The sequence below is a fragment of the Pseudomonas sp. DR208 genome (assembly GCF_019823005.1).
GTDB lineage: Bacteria > Pseudomonadota > Gammaproteobacteria > Pseudomonadales > Pseudomonadaceae > Aquipseudomonas > Aquipseudomonas extremorientalis.
Genome location: NZ_CP081944.1, coordinates 2,949,220 through 2,966,423, shown reverse-complemented (window position 1 = coordinate 2,966,423; position 17,204 = coordinate 2,949,220). Strand labels below are relative to the sequence as shown.

The following is a 17,204-nucleotide window of genomic DNA, read 5'->3' as shown; positions in this document are numbered from 1 at the left end:
CCCTGTGATCACGCCCATGACCGACGCTGTTCCCCTGCGCCAACGCCTGCTTTCCATCGACGCCCTGCGCGGCCTGGTGATCCTGTTCATGCTCCTCGACCATGTGCGCGAAACCTTCCTGCTGCACCGCCAGGTCAGCGACCCGATGGCCATCGACAGCACCGAGCCCGCACTGTTTGCCAGCCGCACCCTCGCCCACTTGTGCGCGCCGGTGTTTGTGTTGCTCACCGGGCTGTCGGCCTGGCTCTACGGCCAGAAGTACCAGGGCCGTCGCGATGTGTCGGCGTTCCTGTTCAAGCGTGGGCTGTTCCTGGTGGTGCTGGAGTTCACCCTGGTCAACTTCGCCTGGACCTTCCAACTGCCGCCCAGCGTGATCTATATGCAAGTCATCTGGGCGATTGGCGTGAGCATGATCGCCCTTGCGGCGCTGGTGTGGTTGCCGCGCCCGCTGCTGGTCGTGTTGGCGGTGGTGATCATTGCCGGGCACAACCTGCTGGATGGGCTGCACTTCGAGGCCGGTTCGGCACTGCATATTCCGTGGACAATCCTGCATGAGCGCAGTTGGATCGAAGTGGGCGCGTCGCTGCGCCTGCGCGTCACTTATCCGGTGCTACCGTGGATCGGCGTGATCGCCCTGGGCTACAGCCTCGGCCCCTGGTTTGCCAAAGACATGCAGCCGGCGCAGCGCCAGCGTTATCTATGGCTGGGCGGTGCAAGTGCATTGATAGGGTTCGTGGTAGTGCGAGCGGTCAATGGGTATGGCGAAAAACCATGGCAAGCCTATGACAACGGCGTGCAAACCCTGATGAGCTTTTTCAACATTACCAAGTACCCGCCTTCGTTGTTGTTTCTGGCACTGACGCTGGGGATTGGGCTACTGCTGTTGCTGGCGTTCGAGAAGGCGGGAAGCAAGCGCTGGATCAGCATGCTCGTCACCTTCGGTGCAGCGCCTATGTTCTTCTATCTGCTGCACCTGTACGTGCTGAAAATCCTCTACGTCACGTGTGTGGCACTGTTTGGCCTGACTCACGGCAACTACTTCGGCTCCGACGGCATGGGCGCCATTTGGCTGGTGGCGTTGCTGCTGCCGCTGGCGCTGTACGCGCCGGTACATTGGTTCGCCGGGCTCAAGGCCCGGCGCCGCGACCTGGCCTGGCTCAAGTACCTGTAGAAACTCGATCTATGCGTGAGTCGAGGTGACAAGATCCATTCATGTTGCGACCAGATGCGCATAAAACGCGTGAAACATGAAATACGCACACACCGCCAGCGCCAGGCCCATGCAACGGTTGAACACGGTAAACGCCGACGCCCCGTTGATCCGCCGTCCCAGCATTGCGCCAAGCAACGCATAGAGCCACGGCGCGCCAAACGCGCCAAAAGCCAGCAACGCCGACACCAGTGCAATCGACACCCCGGTGATATGCGCGGCCGGCAGCATGACGCTGGTGATCGGCAACACCGCCATGATGCCCTTGGGGTTGAGCAACTGGATCACCAAGCCGTTCCAGAACGTGAGGGTCTTGGCCGGTGCGGTAGAGACTTTTTCATCGACCACCGTGCGCGCGGTGAACACTTGATAAGCCAGGTACAAGGTGTACACGCCGCCAACCAACGAAACATAGGGCAACGCCACCTGGGAAATGATCGCCTCGCCGGTGTAGCCGAACAGCACGAACAACACCAGCATCGCGCAGCCCACGCCGATGAAAAACCCGGTGGAGCGCCGGAACTGACCGGTGAGCCCGGCGTTGAGGCCCATGAAATTCACGGGACCGGGGCTGTACATGACGCTGAAGGCGTAGAGGAAGATGTCCATGGAAGACCTGCAGTAGAAAGAGTGTGGCGAGTCTACTGAGGGGAGATGGGGGGATTCTTGTATGTTTGTGGTTGGGCTGGATGGAGAGGCTGCGCATCCGAGCGGGAGCAAGCTCACTCGCCACAGGTATAGTGTTTGCCGGACCCTTCAGGACAAAACCAGACATGGATGTATTCACCCAAGGCAGTTGCCTCTGCGGCGCAATCACTTATCACGTTTCGACACCGCTCAAGGCCGTCACCCACTGCCACTGCAAAAAATGCCAGAAAGGGCATGGCGCTGCGTTCGCGACGTATGCCAGCGCGCGCCGATCAGAAGTGACGATCCGGGCTGTGCGTGACACGCTGAAAAGCTATGAATCTTCGCCAGGTATCACCCGTCAATTCTGCTCGGAATGTGGTTCATCGCTGTTCTGGAGCGACGCTGAAGGAAAGTATCCAGAGTGGATTTCGATTGCGCTGGGCACGCTCGATACCCCCTTCAAGGTAAAGAACCAGGCGCACAGTTGCATTGAGTCCAAGGCACCCTGGCTTGGTGGACAGTTCCTTTGAGTCCGCTCAACGCAAACGTCTCGATACGCAAACTGGAGCAACTCCCGGCGCAGATCCGAGCCCTCGAAGCGCAGGCAGTCGCCGAAGGCTTCCGGTTCCTGACACGATTGATCACGGAGTGGGAAGACGGCTCCAATCGATTTGATCGGCCGGGTGAATGCTTTCTGGGAATGTTTTGTGACGGGCGGTTGATCGCCGTCGGTGGTCTTTCTTGTGATCTCGTCGCGGGATCAGGGGTTGGACGGCTTCGCCGGGTATACGTAGAACGTACTTACCGTGGGCGACAGGCTGGTAAGGCCTTGGTGGTGCAGCTGCTGGAAAATGCTGCCGTGCATTTTCACAAAGTACGTCTGTCCACCGACACATCGGAGGCCGCAGCTTTTTATGTTCGATGCGGTTTTGATCAGGTGGCTGATGACACCGCCACCCACGTAAAAAGCTTGAAAAACGGCTGAAACGGATGCTGCCGGCTGCGCAACACACAATAAAAATGGGGATCGTCGAGCTTCAGCGAGGCTACGATGGAGGTGTGTCAGCGGCATCTCTATCGGCAGTGCCGCCGTCATCGCGGCCTAGCTGGGGCTCGACGGCTCCCACAGTGGGTTTTGCAGTGCTTGAAAGGTCGTTACATCAACGGAATCGAATAACTCACGAACACCCGATTCTGATCCTGGTCCCGCGCCACTTCACTGCGCGACACACCGTTGCGCCAGCCGAACCCGACGTTCTTGAACGTGCCGCTCTGCACCACGTAATCCAGCGAGATATCGCGCTCCCACTCGCTGGCATCGTTGCCGCTGGCAGTGAGAATGTGCTCGCCCTTCAAGTACATCACCGACGCCTTCAGGCCCGGCACGCCAAGCGAGGCGAAGTCATAGGCGTATTGGGCAAAGGCCGTGCGTTCGCCGGCCTGGATGAAGGTCTGCACGGTACGGTCGGTGTAGAGGTACAGGCTGGAACCGCCCTCCCCTTTGTTGACCAGGCCGCCCTGGTTGAGTTGGGCGAAGTTGCTGTCATCCGAGACTTGCTGGTAACCGGCGGTGATCGCGTGCGGGCCCAGGGAGTAGATGAACGCTGCGCTCCAGGTGTTGTTGTCGATTTCACCCGTGCCGTTCTTGGTATAGCCGCCGAGCTTGTAGCCTTCGGCACGGCCGGCGACGCTGCTGTTCTTGCCGTCGGAGGTGGTCTTGAAGTAGCGCAGGTCAGTTTTCAATGAGCCGTAGTCGCCCAGGGGCAATACATGGATCAAACCGGCGAAGTGCTGTTGGTAATAGTCTTCGAGATTGGCGTAGTAGTACTGGACCAACAGGTCCTTGGTCACCTGGTAATCGGCACCGGCGTAGTTGAATTTATTGCTTTCCTGGGTGCCACCGGCCGCCGCCAGGCCGCTGCGGTCGCTGGAACCACGGCCGGTGGTATGCTGCAGTTGGCCGCCGATCAGGGTCAGGTTATCGATGTCCTTGCTGGTGATCTGCCCGCCTTCGAACGACTGCGGCAACAGGCGCCCGTCGTTGCTCACCAGGATCGGCAGGTTCGGGCGCAGGTAGCCGTAGCGCAGTTCGCTCTTGGCGAAACGCGCCTTGGCCGTCGCGCCGCCACGGGCCCAGGTGTCGGCGGCCTTGCCGTCGTCGGTGGGGATCATCGAACTGCCCACATGACGGCCGGCGCCACTGTCGAGGGTGACGCCGAGCATGCCCACGGCATCCAGGCCGAAGCCGACAGTGCCGTCGGTAAAGCCCGACTGGTAGTTGAGGATAAATGCCTGGCCCCACTCTTCGGTCTTCGACGGTGCGGCGGCGCCGTCACGGTTGTCGTTGTTGAAGTAGAAGTTGCGCAGGCTCAAGTTGGCTTTGCTGTCACTCAGAAAATCAGCCGAGGCCAGGGGGCTCAGGGCAATGCCCAGGCCGCCGGTCAATACGCTTAACACATGCAAAGTGGCTTTCATCACAACCTCAGTCAATTAATCCATGGGCGTCATAGAACGGATACGGCCCCGGGTACTCCCCGAACACGCCGTTGTGGCTGATCAAACCCTGCTGCACGTCCCAGCGATGCAACAGATAGCCCGCCGGCTCCAGGTTGAAATGCGCGGGCGCCGCTTCTTGCAAATCCAGCACGATCTGGTGGGAGGTGCCGGGGCACACACAACTCAGGCTGCCACCGAAACGCCGCTGCATCGGCCGGTGCAGATGGCCGCACAGCAAGCGCTCCACTTGCGGATGGCGGGCAACGACTTGCTCCAGGGCGCTGGCATTGATGAAGGGTTCGCGGTCCATGTGGCCGATGCCACTGATGAACGGCGGGTGATGCAGGATCAGCAGCGTCGGTGCATCCGGGCGCAACGCCAGTTGCTCGTCCAGCCAGTGCAATTGGCTATCGAGCAACTGGCCGCCGTGGCCGCCAGGAATGGTCGAGTCAAGGCCGATCAGGCGCAGTGGATGGTCGTCGACCACCCAGTCCAGCGGGCCCTCGGCCGACAACGGCAGATACGCGTGATCACGAAATGCTTCCAGTAACGGCCCACGGCTGTCGTGATTGCCCGGCACCAGGTAGCACGGCATGTGCAGGCGCGCGAGTTCGGGGTGCAGCACGGCGTATTCATCGGCGCGGCCGAAGTCCACCAGGTCACCGCTGATGACCACAATGTCGGGCCGTGGGTGGCTGGCGTTCAAGTGGTCGACGGCGCGGCGCAGTGCGCCTAACGTATCGACAACCCCGTAAGTGAGACGCTGGCCGGCTTTAAGGTGCAGGTCGCTGATCTGCGCGACGAGAAACGGACGATTCACGATAGAGTCTCAAGCATTCAGGGTGAACAACATGTGCGGCGCGATCGCCAGGGCAATCGGTGCGCCGACGGCGTACAGCTGGTTGTCGCTGCTGTCGACCAGCAGCGGTTGCGGGCCGCCCACATCCACCAGCAGGCGGCTTTGCGCGCCTTGGAAGAACTGCGCCAGCAGGTGGCCGTGCAAGTGCCCTTCGCTCTCCATCACCCTCAGGTGTTCGGGGCGGCAATAGACGGTGCTGGGCAGGTTGACGTCATGCCACGGCAACTCGCCGCCACAGACTTTCAAACCATGGGCCGATGGCTCGAGCACGGCAAAGGCATTGAGGTTGCCGACAAAGCCCGCGACGAAGGCATTGGCCGGTTTCTGGTAGATGTCACGCGGACTGGCCAATTGCGCGACACGTCCGTGCTCCATCACCAGGATGCGGTCGCCCAGGGCCATGGCTTCGCCCTGGTCGTGGGTGACGAACACCGAGGTGATGCCCAGGCCGCGCAGCAACTCATTCAGCTCGCTGCGCAGGCGTTCGCGCAGTTGCGCATCCAGGGCGGCCAGCGGTTCGTCCAGCAGCAACACTTTCGGGCGCGGCGCCAACGCACGCGCCAAGGCCACGCGCTGGCGCTGGCCGCCGGAGAGCTCATGGATGCTGCGTTTGCCGTGGTGCTGCAAGCCCACCAGTTCCAGCAACTCGTCGCAGCGCTGGTTACGCTCCACCACCGACATACCGCGAATCTTCAAGCCATAAACGATATTCCCGGCCACATCCAGGTTGGGAAACAGCGCGTAATTCTGGAACACCATGCCCACATCGCGGCGTTCGATGGGCAGGCGCGTCACGTCCTGGTCGCCGAACCACACCTGGCCCACATCCGGGCGTTCGAGGCCGGCGATCAGGCGCAAGGTGGTGGTTTTGCCACAGCCGGACGGACCGAGAATGGCCAGGGTTTCGCCGCCTTCGACGGTCAGGTTCAAGTCATGCACGGCCACAGTGCCGTCGGCGAACGCCTTGCGACAGCCTTGCAGGCGGATAGTGATAGCGGTCATCGACGCTCTCCACGGGACAAACGGGCACTGATGGCCTGCAGCGCAATCAACAGCGGCACGATCATCAGCAAAAAGATAAGGGTGTAGGCGCTGGCGATTTCCAGGCGCGCCGAGGCGTAGCTGTCGGCCAGGCCCACGGGCAAGGTCTTGGTCATCGGCGTGTGGAGCATCCAGGTCAGGTTGAATTCACCCAGGGACAAGGTCACCACCATCAGCACACCGGCCAGGATCCCGGCCCGGCAGTTGGGCACCACCACGCTGAAAAAGCGCTTGATCGGACCGGCCCCCAGGCTGGCCGCCGCTTCCTCCAGCACCGGCAGTTGCTGGCGCTGCATCACCGCCATCACCGGGCGTACCAGGAACGGCAGGGTGAACAGCACATGGCCGACCAGGATGAACAGCCAACTGCTGCGAAAACCGCCGAATTGGCCGTAGGTCAACAGCAACGCCAACGCACTGGCCAACCCCGGCATGGCCACCGGCAGCACCATCAACTCTTCAAAGGCGCGGCTGAAGCGGTTGTTCATGCGCACCAAGGCGTAGGCCGCCGGCACGCCAATCACGCAGACGCACACCGCGCAGGCCAGCGCCAGTTGCAGCGACAACCACACGGTGGGCGAATATGCCTGCCACACCTGCACCAGCCAATCGAAGGTCAAGCCACTGGACAGGCCGACGAAGAAATTGCGGGTCAGCCCGGCCAGCAGCGACATCAGCACCGGCACCAGCATGAAGGCGCACACCACCAGGGTGAACAGCAGTTGCAACACAAACAGTGATGAGCGCTTCACAGCACAGTCCCCGAATTTTTCACCAGCCGTCGCGTGAGCAGCAGCACGGCCCAGGTCACCGCGCCAAGCACCACCGACAGTGCGGCCGCCACGGCGAAGTTGGCGTAGTTGGTGAACACGTTGTAGATCGCCACCGGGGTGACGTTCAGGCGCGTGCCCAAGGTAAAGGCGGTGCCGAAGGCGCCCATGGAGGTGGCGAAACAGATCGCCCCGCAGGAGGCCAGCGCCGGCGCCAGGCCTGGCACGATCACATCGCACACCACTCGCCAATGCCCGGCGCCCAGGGAATGGGCGGCTTCTTCCAGGCTGCGGTCGAGGCTCTCGCATGCCGCCATTACCGTGAGGATCACCCGTGGGATCGAGAAATACAGGTAGCCCACGAACAGCCCCGCCAGCGAGTAGGCGAAGATCCAGCGCTCACCGGCCAATTGCAGGCCCAGTGAGGCGAGCAGGCCTTGACGGCCAGCCAGCAGAATCACCAGGAAACCCACCACCACGCCGGGAAACGCCAGGGGAAACGTGAGCAATGCCACCAGCGCCGAACGCCCGAAAAACTGCTGCCGGGCGAGGAACACCCCGCTGATGCCGCCGATCAGCAGCGCCACCAGTGTCACCACCACCGCCAGCAGCAGGGTTTGCCCAAGGCTGCCCAGGTACTGCGCACTGCTGAGCACCTGCCAGTAGCCGCTGCCATGGCTGTCGCGGCTCTCGGCGCCGAGCACCATCAGGTGCGCCAGCGGCAGCAGCCAGAACGCGAGCAGCACCGCAAAGGCCGGGGCCAGTGCCCAGGCTGCGTGTCTTGCCGATGCGGCCACTTACTTGACCTCGTTCAGGTAACGGGCGGCGAAGGCTTCCTGCACAGCGGCCATTTTTTCGTAGTCCACCACGCCGGCGCGGGCGTAGTCGCTGTCGGGCAGGAACTGTGCGGCCACCTCCACCGGCATCTTCATCGGCCGTACCGGACGCAGGTAGGCTTTGGCCCAGAGCGCCTGGCCTTCGTCCGACAGCACGAAGTCGAGGACCTTTTCTGCGTTGGCGCGGTGCGGCGCGTTGGCCACCAGGCTCATCACGTAGGGCACGCTGATGCTGCCTTCCTGGGGAATCACGAAGGCGACGTTGGCCTTGTCTTTGTAGCGCGCGCGATAGGCGTTGAAGTCGTAGTCCACCAGGATCGGCAACTCGCCGGACAGCACCCGCGCATAGGCGGTCTGCTTGGGCACGATGGGCGCGTTTTTCGCCAGTTTCTGGAAGTAGTCGATGGCCGGCGCGAAGTTGTCCAGGTCGCCGCCCATGGCGCGGTTGATCGCCACCGCCGACACGTAGCCAACGAAGGCACTGGACGGGTCGAGGTAACCGACCATGCCTTTGTATTCAGGCTTGAGCAGGTCGGCCCAGCTTTGCGGCACCGGCAGACCACCGAGCGCATCGACGTTGACCATGATGCCCAAGGTGCCGGAGTGGATCGCGAACCAATGGCCGGCCGGGTCTTTCAGCCCGGCGGGAATCTGCTCCCAGGCCTTGGGTTTGTAGGTGCCGACCACCTCGGCCTTTTGCGCCTGCAGGCCGAAGGTCACGCCGTAGTAAACGACGTCGGCCACCGGTGCGGCTTTCTCTGCCACCAACTGCGCCAGGGATTGGCCGGAGTTCTTGTTGTCCAAGGGCACTTGCACGCCGGTGCTGGCGGCGATGGCCTTGAGCTGGGTGGCCCAGTCGGCCCAGTCCGGCGGGCAGTTGTAGCAGATCGCGGTTTCGGCGGCCTGGGCCAGGCTGGCCACACCGCACAGCAGCACGGCGGCCAGTGTTTTACGGAATGCGCGCATCAGGGGTTTCCTCGTGGGGTTGAGTGCTTTCGCCCGGCCGGATATGGCAAGGCAGGCAATGGGACGTCGGGGCATGGCCGGCGATCTGCGCCAGCAGTTGGTCAATCACGGTGCTGGCCAGCAGCGCAATCGGCTGCACCACGCTGCACAGGGTCGGGTGCATCTGGGTGCCGAGGCTGATGCCATCGAAGCCCATCACCGAGAGTTGTTCGGGCACGTTCCAGGCGTTGCGGCGCAGTTCGGCGATCAGGCTGATGGCCAGGAAGTCGTTGGAACACAGCAGTGCGGTGGGTGCCTCCTCGCCTTGGAGGAATGGCGCGATGGCGGCGAATTCCGCCTGGGTGTGTGCCGGCATTTCGATGACCGGATGCGCTGGCAAACCGTATTCGCGCATCGCCTCGCAATACCCGGCGTAGCGCAGGCGCGCACGGTCCGACTGCAAGGCGGGACCGGCGACCATGCTGATGCGGCGGTGCCCCGCTTGCAGCAAATAACGCGTGGCCAAGGCCATGCCCGCGCGGTTGTCCACCGACACAGCGCTGTAGCTGGGGTTGCTGGGTTGGTGGTAGGCCAGCACAAACGGGGTTTTCTCTGTATTCAGGCTGCTGAGCACGACGTTGCTTTCAGCATCCGTGACCGTCAGCACCAGGCCGTCCACGCGCTGGCGCAACAACTCTTCCACCACAATGCTTTCGCGCTCGCTGTTGTAGTCGGTAGTCGCCAACAGCAGGCTGTAGCCGCGTGCACGTGCCGCGCGCTCCATGGCCTGGAACTGTTCGGCGAACACCGGGTTGAGCAGGTTGGGCACCACCACGCCGATCAACCGGGTGGTTTGCAGGCGCAATTGGCGGCCCAGCAGATTGGGCCGGAACCCCAACTCACGGGCGGCGGCGAACACCTGCTCACGGGTGGTCGGGCGCACCTGGTCGGGGGAGGCAAAAGTGCGGGCGGCGGTGGCGCGGGATACGCCGGCCAGCCGCGCGACGTCTTTCAGGTCAGTCATTGTCACTCGCTTGAGATCGATCTCATTGGCGAGGACAGTAGCGGCGGAATGTGGCAATTCGGCGTTAGGGTGATGACAGTTTGATGTCGGTGGACCCGATATACAGGGGCCAAACTGTCGGAGGGGGCTTGCCCCCGATGGCAGTGGATCAGTACTGGATTGGGTGGCTGATACACTGCCATCGGGGGCAAGCCCCCTCCCACATTGGATCGGTGCCCATCCATAGATGGTCATACTCGGAGGGTAGGGTCACAAACCGGACGCAGCAAAATCCGCCCACTAACCTTTCGATTCGATCCAAGTGCGGGCACAATGCGTGTCCTTTTTTGGCAGGCACCGCCGCAGGCTCTCAAAAATGATCAAAACGCCGTACTACCTCATCGATAAACAGAAGCTTCTGGTCAACATGCAGAAGATTGCTTACGTGCGCGAACAGTCCGGCGCCAAGGCCCTGCTGGCGCTCAAGTGCTTTGCCACCTGGTCGGTGTTCGACCTGATGCAGCAATACATGGACGGCACCACCTCGTCGTCGCTGTACGAGTTGAAGCTCGGCCGCCAGAAGTTCGAAGGTGAAGCCCACGCCTACAGCGTGGCCTGGGCCGACGATGAAATCGAAGAGATGCTGGATAACTGCGACAAAATCATCTTCAACTCCATCAGCCAACTGCAGCGCTTTGCCGAACGCAGCGAAGGCAAGACCCGCGGCCTGCGCGTCAACCCGCAGGTGAGCAGCTCCGACTACCTGCTGGCCGACCCGGCGCGTCCGTTCAGCCGCCTGGGCGAATGGGACCCGGTGAAGATCGAAGGTGTGATCGAGCAGATCTCTGGCTTCATGTTCCACAACAACTGCGAGAACGGCGACTTCAGCCTGTTCGACAAGATGCTCGGCGTCATCGAAGAACGCTTCGGCGCGCTGCTGCACAAGGTTGAGTGGGTCAGCCTCGGCGGCGGCATCCACTTCACCGGTGAAGACTATGCCGTGGACGCGTTCTGCGCCCGCCTGAAGGCATTCTCCGAGAAGTACGGCGTGCAGGTGTACCTGGAACCCGGCGAAGCGGCGATCACCAACAGCGCCTCGTTGGAAGTGACCGTGCTCGACACCCTCTACAACGGCAAGCACCTCGCCGTGGTCGACAGCTCCATCGAAGCCCACCTGCTGGACCTGCTGATCTACCGCCTCAACGCCAAGCTGGCACCAAGCGACGGTGAACACACCTACATGGTGTGCGGCAAATCCTGCCTGGCCGGAGACATCTTCGGCGAGTATCAATTTGATCGTCCGCTGGCCATCGGCGATCGGCTGTCGTTCATCGACACCGCAGGCTACACCATGGTCAAGAAAAACTGGTTCAACGGCCTGAAAATGCCGTCCATCGTAGTGAAACAACTCGACGGTACAGTCGAGATGGTTCGTGAATTTGGTTACGACGACTACCTGTCCAGCCTTTCGTAAGCTGGCGGATAAAGGAGAGATAAAGCAATTGAAAAAGAACGTTCTTATCATTGGTGCAGGAGGTGTCGCCAAGGTGGTGGCCCACAAGTGCGCGCAGCACAACGACGAACTCGGTCGTATTGCTATCGCGTCGCGCAACATCTCCAAATGCCAGGCCATCATCGACAGCGTCAAGGCCAAGGGTAGCCTCAAGGTACCCGCCGATATCCAAGCCTTCGCGCTGAACGCCCTGGACGTGGAAGCGACCAAGGCCCTGATCCGCGAGACCGACTCGCAGATCGTCATCAACGTCGGTTCCGCGTTCCTCAACATGTCGGTTTTGCGGGCCTGCATCGACACCGGCGTTGCATACCTCGACACCGCCATCCACGAAGAGCCGGGCAAGGTCTGCGAGACCCCGCCGTGGTACGGCAACTACGAATGGAACCACCTGGAAGAGTGCAAACAGAAGAACATCACCGCCATCCTTGGCGTGGGCTTCGACCCGGGTGTCGTCAACGCGTATGCCGCGCTGGCGCAGCAACAGCATTTCGACCGCATTGATTCGATCGACATCCTCGACGTCAATGCCGGCTCCCATGGCAAATATTTCGCCACCAACTTCGACCCGGAAATCAACTTCCGCGAGTTCACCGGACAGGTGTGGAGCTGGCAGAACAGCCAGTGGACCAGCAACACCATGTTCGAAGTCAAACGCACCGATGATCTGCCGGTTGTCGGTTCGCAGAACCTCTACCTCACCGGCCACGATGAAGTGCACTCGCTGTCGAAAAACCTCGACGTGCCCAACGTGCGTTTCTGGATGAGCTTCGGCGAACACTACATCAACGTGTTCACCGTGCTGAAAAACCTCGGCCTGCTTTCCGAAAAACCGGTCACCACCGCCGAAGGCCTGGAAGTCGTGCCGCTGAAACTGGTCAAGGCCGTGCTGCCCGACCCGTCTTCGCTGGCCCCCGGCTACACCGGCAAGACCTGCATCGGCGACCTGGTCAAGGGCACCAAGAACGGCCAGCCCCACGAGATATTCATCTACAACGTGGCGTGCCATGAAGAAGCCTTTGCCGAGACTGACAGCCAGGGCATCTCCTACACCGCAGGCGTGCCACCAGTGGCCGCTGCACTGCTGGTGGCCCGTGGCGAGTGGGATGTGAAGCACATGGCCAACGTCGAGGAACTGCCGGCCGAGCCGTTCCTGAAGGCGCTGGATGTGATGGGGTTGCCGACTCGGATCAAAGACGAGAACGGTGATCGGGCTTGGGATGCGATTGCCTGAATAGGCAGCTGCAAGTGGGAGGGGGCTTGCTCCCGATAGCGGTAGACCAGTCACACCTGTGTTGACTGAGACACTGCAATCGGGGGCAAGCCCCCTCCTACATTGGGTTTCAGGGTGTCTGTTATTCCAGGTTACGGGCCGAGTTGCTCAGTGCCCTTGAGCATTGCAGAAGCGCCGGCGCCAACTGTTTCTCTGCATCCGCCCGAGTCCAGCGGCTGGTCGGCGCCACCACATGCACCGCCGCCACCGGTCGACCATTGGCACCCAGCACGGGGGCGCCGATGGTCATGTCGCCCAGGAACAGCTCCTGGCCATTGACCGCATAGCCCTGCTCACGCACCTGCTGCAACGACGCCATGATTTCGTCGACTTCAGTCAGCGTCTGGCTGGTGTGGGCAATACGCTGACTGTTCTCGATCAACACCAGCGCTTCCTCCTGCGGCAACGCGCTCAAATACGCCCGCCCCGACGCCGTGCAGTACATCGGCACCCGCGAGCCGATCGGCATGTGCACCGGCACAAAGCCCGCGCTGACGAACCGTGCGATGTAGGTCATGTCGTAGCCCGCAGGCTCGGTGAGGCACGAGGTCTCGCCGGTCAGCCGGGTCAACTCCGACAGAAACGGATTCGCCACCTCGATCAACGAATGCGCATCCAGGTAACTGAAGCCCAACTCCAGCACCCGGGGTGTGAGTTGGTAATGCCGGGTGCGGGAGTGTTTCCGAAGGTAACCCAGGCTTTCGAGGGTAAACACCATGCGCTGGGCCGAGCTTTTGGTCATGCCGGCGGCCTCGGCCACCTCTGCAAGGCTCATGCTGCGGCGCTGTGCACTGAATGCCTTGAGCACCGACAGGCCTTTTTCCAGGGATTGGTTGTGCAGACTGTTGCGTTCTTCGGACATGGCGGACTCGCGGTCAGGTCGATCAGGCGTGGTGATATTTCTACCTCAAATCACAGAAATAGACCACTTAATATCGCATATCGATACGAACAGTTCATTTTGTCGATTTTCTATAGCGATATTCGATTTTAATCAATCGAAATGGCACAGAGCTTGCGATTTCATCGGCAGCCGCTTGCGGTACTGACTATCCGTTTTCCTTCTGGAGTAACCCGATGAACAGTCTTTCGCCCTTGTTTCGCCGCCTCGCCTTCGGTCTTTGCGCCACGCTGTGCGTCAGCGCGGTGCACGCAGAAAGTGCGTCCTCGTACAAAGTCGGTGCAACGGCCAGTGGTTCGCCGTTTACCTTCCTCGACATCAAGAGCAACAGCATCCAGGGCGTGATGGTCGATGTGGCCGAGGCCGTGGGCAAGGCCGGCGGTTTTACCAGCCAGATCGAGCAGACCAACTTCGCTGCGCTGATCCCCTCTCTCACCTCCGGCAAGTTGGATTTTATTTCCGCCGGCATGCTCGAGACCGAAGAGCGCACCAAGGTCGTCGACTTCAGCGCCCCGGTGTATGCCTACGGTGAAGGCCTGATCATCAACGCCGACGACAATACCGCCTACCCTGACCTGATGCCGCTGAAGGATCAGGTGGTCGGCGTACAGGCCGGCACCGTCTTCTATGACCAGTTGAACAAGCTCGGCATCTTCAAGGAAATCCGCACCTACGACTCCATCGGCGAGATGGTCCGCGACCTGTCCCTGGGCCGCATCAAGGCCGCCGTGGGTGACCAGCCGGTGGTCGCCTACCAGATCCGCCAGAAGCTGTTCAAAGGCGTGAAACTGGCGCCGGACTACAAGCCCACCAACGTCGGCCAGGTGTGCCTGGTGGTGCGCAAGGGTGACGCGCAAACCCTGGAGCGCCTGAACACCGCCATTGCCAGGATCAAGGCAGACGGCACCCTCGACAGCATTCTCAAGAAGTGGGGCCTCGATACCCAGGTGCGCCCATGAACCCGGCGGAGTTCCTGCAAAACGCCCAGGACTTTTTGCCGATTCTGCTGCAAGGCGCGTGGGTGACGATCCAGATCACCGTGCTGTCGTTCCTGCTCAGCAGTGCCATCGGCCTGGTGCTGGCGTTGCTCAAGCTGTCGCCGATCCGTGCACTGTCGTGGGCGGCGAGCACCATCATCAATGTGATCCGTGGGCTGCCGATCATCGTGCAGTTGTTCTACATCTACTTCGTGCTACCGGACATGGGCGTGCACCTCACCGCGTTCTACGCGGGCGTGATCGGCATGGGCATCGCCTACTCGGCGTACCAGGCCGAGAACTTCCGCACGGGCATCATTGCCGTCGAACAGGGCCAGCGTGAAGCCGCCGAAGCACTGGGCATGCGCTCGGCGCTGATGATGCGCCGGGTGATCATGCCGCAAGCGTTTCGCATCGCCCTGCCGCCGTACGGCAACACGTTGGTAATGATGCTCAAGGACTCGTCGCTGGTGTCCACCATCACCGTCGCGGAGATGACCCGCCAGGGCCAACTGATCGCCTCGTCGACCTTCCAGAACATGACCGTCTACACCCTGGTCGCCCTGCTCTACCTGCTGATGAGCCTGCCGCTGGTGTACGGCCTGCGCCGCATGGAACAACACCTGGGCCGGAGGAAAAAAGCATGATCGAGATTCGCCAACTGCAAAAACATTACGGCAGCCACCGCGTGCTGCACGGCGTAGACCTCGACGTGGCCAAGGGCGAAGTGGTGTGCCTGATCGGGCCGTCGGGCTCGGGCAAATCCACTTTGCTGCGCTGCATCAACGCGCTGGAAGCCTATGACGGCGGGCACATCAACGTGTTCGGCGAAACCGTGCAGCGCGGCAGCAAGAGCGTGCACGCCCTGCGCAGCCGCATGGGCATGGTGTTCCAGCGCTTCAACCTGTTCCCCCATCGCACCGTGCTGGAGAACGTGATGGAAGGCCCGGTGTACGTCAAAGGCGAGCCGCCCAGGCAGGCTCGCGAAGAAGCCCTGGTGCTGCTGGAAAAAGTCGGCCTGAGCGCCAAGGCCGAGGCCTACCCGGAGCAGCTCTCCGGCGGCCAGCAACAACGCGTGGCCATCGCCCGTGCCCTGGCGATGAAACCCGAAGCCATGCTGTTCGATGAACCCACCTCGGCCCTCGACCCTGAACTGGTCGGTGATGTGCTGGCGGTGATGCGCACCCTCGCCGATGAGGGCATGACCATGATCGTCGTCACTCACGAAATGGGCTTTGCACGGGAAGTGGCCGACCGCGTGTGCTTCCTGCATGGCGGCTACATCGTCGAAAGCGGGCCGGCCGAACAGGTGCTGGGCAACCCGCAGCATGCGCGGACCCAGGACTTCCTGCGGCGCGTGCTGCACCCCACCGGCAACACGCGGAGCCTGTCATGAAGACTTTGTGGTCAGCCACGGCTCCATCTGTCGTGCCGACGCCGGCCTTGAGCGAGTCGGTGAAGGTGGACGTGGCGATTGTCGGCGCGGGGTATACCGGCTTGTCGACGGCGCTGCATTTGGCCGAGCGCGGCGTCAGCGTGTGCGTACTGGAGGCCAACGAGCCGGGCTGGGGTGCGTCCGGACGCAACGGCGGACAGGTCAACCCGACGCTCAAATACGATCCGCAGCAACTGGTGCGGATGTACGGAGCGGAGCGCGCCGAACCGTTGATCTCGACTGTATCGAACTCGGCCGACCTGGTGTTCAAGCTGATCGAAAAACACGGCATCGATTGCGCGCCGGTACGCAAGGGCTGGATGCAGGTGTCGTACAGCGAAAAAGGCGTGGCCGGGTTGCACGCACGGGCAGATCAATGGGCCAGGCGCGGTGTACCGGTGCAGCGCCTGGATGCCGCAGCGGTGGCTTCGCGCATGGGCAGTGAGGCGTTTGCCGGTGGCTGGCTGGACGGTCGCGCCGGGGCGATTCAGCCGTTGGCGTATGCCCGTGGCTTGGTGGGTGCGGCGTTGGCGGCGGGTGTGCGGATCCATGGGCAAAGCGCGGTGACCGGGTTGCAGCGCCAGGGTTGCGGCTGGCAATTGCAGACGGCTGGCGGTGCGCAGGTCACGGCCGATCAAGTGGTGTTGGCCACCAACGGCTACAGCGGCAACCTGTGGCCGGGCATGGCGCAGAGCATCCTGGCGGCGAACAGTTTTATCGTCGCCACCAAACCCTTGAGCGGGCGAGCGGCGGACAGCATCTTGCCGGGGCAGGAAACCGTCTCCACCGCACAACGGCTGCTGCTGTACTTTCGCAAAGACAGCCATGGCCGCTTGCTGATGGGCGGACGCGGGCTGTTCAACGACCCCACGTCACCCACGGATTTCGCCCACCTGGAACGCTCGCTGGCACTGCTGTTTCCGCAATTGGGGCCACTGGAATTCGAGTATCGCTGGGCGGGCCGTATTGCGATCACGCGGGACTTCATGCCCCATGTGCACCAGCCCGCACCGGGGTTGACGTTGGCACTGGGCTGCAATGGCCGTGGCATCGCGCTGTGTACCAGCCTGGGGCAGCAATTGGCGGGGCGGTTGTGCGACAGCACGGCGGAGTTCGCCTATCCGGTAACACCGTTGCAGCGCTTGCCGATGCATGGGTTGCAGCGGTTTTACATTGGGGCGGGGGTGGCGTGGTATAGCTTGCTGGATCGGCTCAATTGGAGCTGAACAGAGCCCTCACTCACACCACTCCCCATGTGGGAGTGGGCTTGCCCGCGATGGCGATGTGTCAGCCACTGGATGTGTTGGCTGATGTA

The 17,204-nt window shown here is 61.9% G+C and carries 18 protein-coding genes; 9 read left to right on the top strand and 9 right to left on the bottom strand.

Going from position 1 to position 17,204, the window contains the following annotated elements:
* Positions 1 to 16: 16 nt before the first annotated feature.
* Positions 17 to 1,171, top strand: a complete 1,155-nt coding sequence (locus tag K5K89_RS13545; RefSeq protein ID WP_222541596.1) for a DUF1624 domain-containing protein — start codon at positions 17 to 19, stop codon at positions 1,169 to 1,171.
* Between the two features lie 39 nt (positions 1,172 to 1,210).
* On the opposite strand, the gene K5K89_RS13540 is transcribed toward K5K89_RS13545, so the two are convergent.
* Positions 1,211 to 1,819 carry a LysE family translocator gene (locus K5K89_RS13540; protein ID WP_071491746.1) on the bottom strand — a complete coding sequence of 203 codons (609 nt, stop codon included), beginning with the start codon at positions 1,817 to 1,819 and terminating at the stop codon, positions 1,211 to 1,213.
* A gap of 164 nt (positions 1,820 to 1,983) precedes the next feature.
* On the opposite strand from K5K89_RS13540, the gene K5K89_RS13535 reads away from it, so the two are divergent.
* Both K5K89_RS13535 and K5K89_RS13530 read left to right on the top strand, forming a co-directional pair.
* Positions 1,984 to 2,370 carry a GFA family protein gene (locus tag K5K89_RS13535; RefSeq protein ID WP_083351464.1) on the top strand — a complete coding sequence of 129 codons (387 nt, stop codon included), beginning with the start codon at positions 1,984 to 1,986 and terminating at the stop codon, positions 2,368 to 2,370.
* The gene (locus K5K89_RS13530) at positions 2,367 to 2,825 is read left to right on the top strand and encodes a GNAT family N-acetyltransferase (RefSeq protein ID WP_071491747.1); all 459 of its coding nucleotides are present in this window, start codon (positions 2,367 to 2,369) and stop codon (positions 2,823 to 2,825) included. The genes K5K89_RS13535 and K5K89_RS13530 overlap by 4 nt, the downstream gene beginning before the upstream one ends.
* Before the next feature lie 170 nt (positions 2,826 to 2,995).
* Here K5K89_RS13530 and K5K89_RS13525 read toward each other — a convergent pair whose 3' ends face one another.
* The 7 genes from K5K89_RS13525 to K5K89_RS13495 are packed head-to-tail and all read right to left on the bottom strand — an operon-like array spanning position 2,996 to position 9,811.
* Complete coding sequence (locus K5K89_RS13525) at positions 2,996 to 4,315, bottom strand: OprD family porin (protein ID WP_071493311.1); 1,320 nt, start codon at positions 4,313 to 4,315, stop codon at positions 2,996 to 2,998.
* Positions 4,316 to 4,322: 7 nt separating this feature from the next.
* Complete coding sequence (locus tag K5K89_RS13520) at positions 4,323 to 5,156, bottom strand: phosphodiesterase (RefSeq protein ID WP_071491749.1); 834 nt, start codon at positions 5,154 to 5,156, stop codon at positions 4,323 to 4,325.
* Between the two features lie 9 nt (positions 5,157 to 5,165).
* Entirely contained in the window at positions 5,166 to 6,197 is a 1,032-nt protein-coding gene (locus K5K89_RS13515) for an ABC transporter ATP-binding protein (RefSeq protein ID WP_093512698.1), read from the bottom strand.
* Positions 6,194 to 6,988 carry an ABC transporter permease gene (locus K5K89_RS13510; protein ID WP_222541595.1) on the bottom strand — a complete coding sequence of 265 codons (795 nt, stop codon included), beginning with the start codon at positions 6,986 to 6,988 and terminating at the stop codon, positions 6,194 to 6,196. The genes K5K89_RS13515 and K5K89_RS13510 overlap by 4 nt, the downstream gene beginning before the upstream one ends.
* Positions 6,985 to 7,803: an ABC transporter permease gene (locus K5K89_RS13505; RefSeq protein WP_071491752.1), complete on the bottom strand. Its 819-nt coding sequence runs from the start codon at positions 7,801 to 7,803 to the stop codon at positions 6,985 to 6,987. The genes K5K89_RS13510 and K5K89_RS13505 overlap by 4 nt, the downstream gene beginning before the upstream one ends.
* Positions 7,804 to 8,808: an ABC transporter substrate-binding protein gene (locus K5K89_RS13500; RefSeq protein WP_222541594.1), complete on the bottom strand. Its 1,005-nt coding sequence runs from the start codon at positions 8,806 to 8,808 to the stop codon at positions 7,804 to 7,806. It lies immediately after the preceding gene.
* Positions 8,792 to 9,811, bottom strand: coding sequence for a LacI family DNA-binding transcriptional regulator (locus tag K5K89_RS13495; RefSeq protein ID WP_222541593.1), 1,020 nt, complete (start codon positions 9,809 to 9,811; stop codon positions 8,792 to 8,794). The genes K5K89_RS13500 and K5K89_RS13495 overlap by 17 nt, the downstream gene beginning before the upstream one ends.
* Before the next feature lie 355 nt (positions 9,812 to 10,166).
* Between K5K89_RS13495 and K5K89_RS13490 the strand changes: the two genes are divergently transcribed.
* Positions 10,167 to 11,264, top strand: a complete 1,098-nt coding sequence (locus tag K5K89_RS13490; RefSeq protein WP_071491755.1) for a carboxynorspermidine decarboxylase — start codon at positions 10,167 to 10,169, stop codon at positions 11,262 to 11,264.
* A gap of 28 nt (positions 11,265 to 11,292) precedes the next feature.
* Positions 11,293 to 12,537, top strand: coding sequence for a saccharopine dehydrogenase family protein (locus K5K89_RS13485; RefSeq protein WP_222541592.1), 1,245 nt, complete (start codon positions 11,293 to 11,295; stop codon positions 12,535 to 12,537).
* A 121-nt stretch (positions 12,538 to 12,658) separates the two neighbouring features.
* Here the strand turns inward: K5K89_RS13485 and K5K89_RS13480 are convergent, their stop codons facing one another.
* Positions 12,659 to 13,438 (bottom strand): IclR family transcriptional regulator, encoded by a 780-nt coding sequence (locus tag K5K89_RS13480; RefSeq protein ID WP_093512708.1) that lies wholly within the window; start codon positions 13,436 to 13,438, stop codon positions 12,659 to 12,661.
* A gap of 215 nt (positions 13,439 to 13,653) precedes the next feature.
* Here K5K89_RS13480 and K5K89_RS13475 point away from each other — a divergent pair, with 215 nt between their 5' ends.
* The 4 genes from K5K89_RS13475 to K5K89_RS13460 are packed head-to-tail and all read left to right on the top strand — an operon-like array spanning position 13,654 to position 17,115.
* On the top strand, positions 13,654 to 14,436 hold the full coding sequence (locus tag K5K89_RS13475; protein WP_222541591.1) for an ABC transporter substrate-binding protein: 783 nt from the start codon (positions 13,654 to 13,656) through the stop codon (positions 14,434 to 14,436).
* Entirely contained in the window at positions 14,433 to 15,101 is a 669-nt protein-coding gene (locus K5K89_RS13470) for an amino acid ABC transporter permease (RefSeq protein ID WP_222541590.1), read from the top strand. The genes K5K89_RS13475 and K5K89_RS13470 overlap by 4 nt, the downstream gene beginning before the upstream one ends.
* Positions 15,098 to 15,850, top strand: a complete 753-nt coding sequence (locus K5K89_RS13465) for an amino acid ABC transporter ATP-binding protein (protein ID WP_071491759.1) — start codon at positions 15,098 to 15,100, stop codon at positions 15,848 to 15,850. Before K5K89_RS13470 ends, K5K89_RS13465 begins: the two co-directional genes overlap by 4 nt.
* Complete coding sequence (locus K5K89_RS13460; RefSeq protein ID WP_222541589.1) at positions 15,847 to 17,115, top strand: NAD(P)/FAD-dependent oxidoreductase; 1,269 nt, start codon at positions 15,847 to 15,849, stop codon at positions 17,113 to 17,115. Before K5K89_RS13465 ends, K5K89_RS13460 begins: the two co-directional genes overlap by 4 nt.
* The last annotated feature ends 89 nt before the right edge of the window (positions 17,116 to 17,204 follow it).

What these genes read in the sequence shown, in the direction of transcription:
- K5K89_RS13525 (WP_071493311.1), bottom strand. Translation starts at nt 4,315, where the DNA reads ATGAAAGCCACTTTGCATGTGTTAAGCGTATTGACCGGCGGCCTGGGC.
- K5K89_RS13465 (WP_071491759.1), top strand. Translation starts at nt 15,098, where the DNA reads ATGATCGAGATTCGCCAACTGCAAAAACATTACGGCAGCCACCGCGTG.
- K5K89_RS13480 (WP_093512708.1), bottom strand. Translation starts at nt 13,438, where the DNA reads ATGTCCGAAGAACGCAACAGTCTGCACAACCAATCCCTGGAAAAAGGC.
- K5K89_RS13515 (WP_093512698.1), bottom strand. Translation starts at nt 6,197, where the DNA reads ATGACCGCTATCACTATCCGCCTGCAAGGCTGTCGCAAGGCGTTCGCC.
- K5K89_RS13495 (WP_222541593.1), bottom strand. Translation starts at nt 9,811, where the DNA reads ATGACTGACCTGAAAGACGTCGCGCGGCTGGCCGGCGTATCCCGCGCC.
- K5K89_RS13535 (WP_083351464.1), top strand. Translation starts at nt 1,984, where the DNA reads ATGGATGTATTCACCCAAGGCAGTTGCCTCTGCGGCGCAATCACTTAT.
- K5K89_RS13540 (WP_071491746.1), bottom strand. Translation starts at nt 1,819, where the DNA reads ATGGACATCTTCCTCTACGCCTTCAGCGTCATGTACAGCCCCGGTCCC.
- K5K89_RS13460 (WP_222541589.1), top strand. Translation starts at nt 15,847, where the DNA reads ATGAAGACTTTGTGGTCAGCCACGGCTCCATCTGTCGTGCCGACGCCG.
- K5K89_RS13475 (WP_222541591.1), top strand. Translation starts at nt 13,654, where the DNA reads ATGAACAGTCTTTCGCCCTTGTTTCGCCGCCTCGCCTTCGGTCTTTGC.
- K5K89_RS13500 (WP_222541594.1), bottom strand. Translation starts at nt 8,808, where the DNA reads ATGCGCGCATTCCGTAAAACACTGGCCGCCGTGCTGCTGTGCGGTGTG.
- K5K89_RS13490 (WP_071491755.1), top strand. Translation starts at nt 10,167, where the DNA reads ATGATCAAAACGCCGTACTACCTCATCGATAAACAGAAGCTTCTGGTC.
- K5K89_RS13545 (WP_222541596.1), top strand. Translation starts at nt 17, where the DNA reads ATGACCGACGCTGTTCCCCTGCGCCAACGCCTGCTTTCCATCGACGCC.
- K5K89_RS13470 (WP_222541590.1), top strand. Translation starts at nt 14,433, where the DNA reads ATGAACCCGGCGGAGTTCCTGCAAAACGCCCAGGACTTTTTGCCGATT.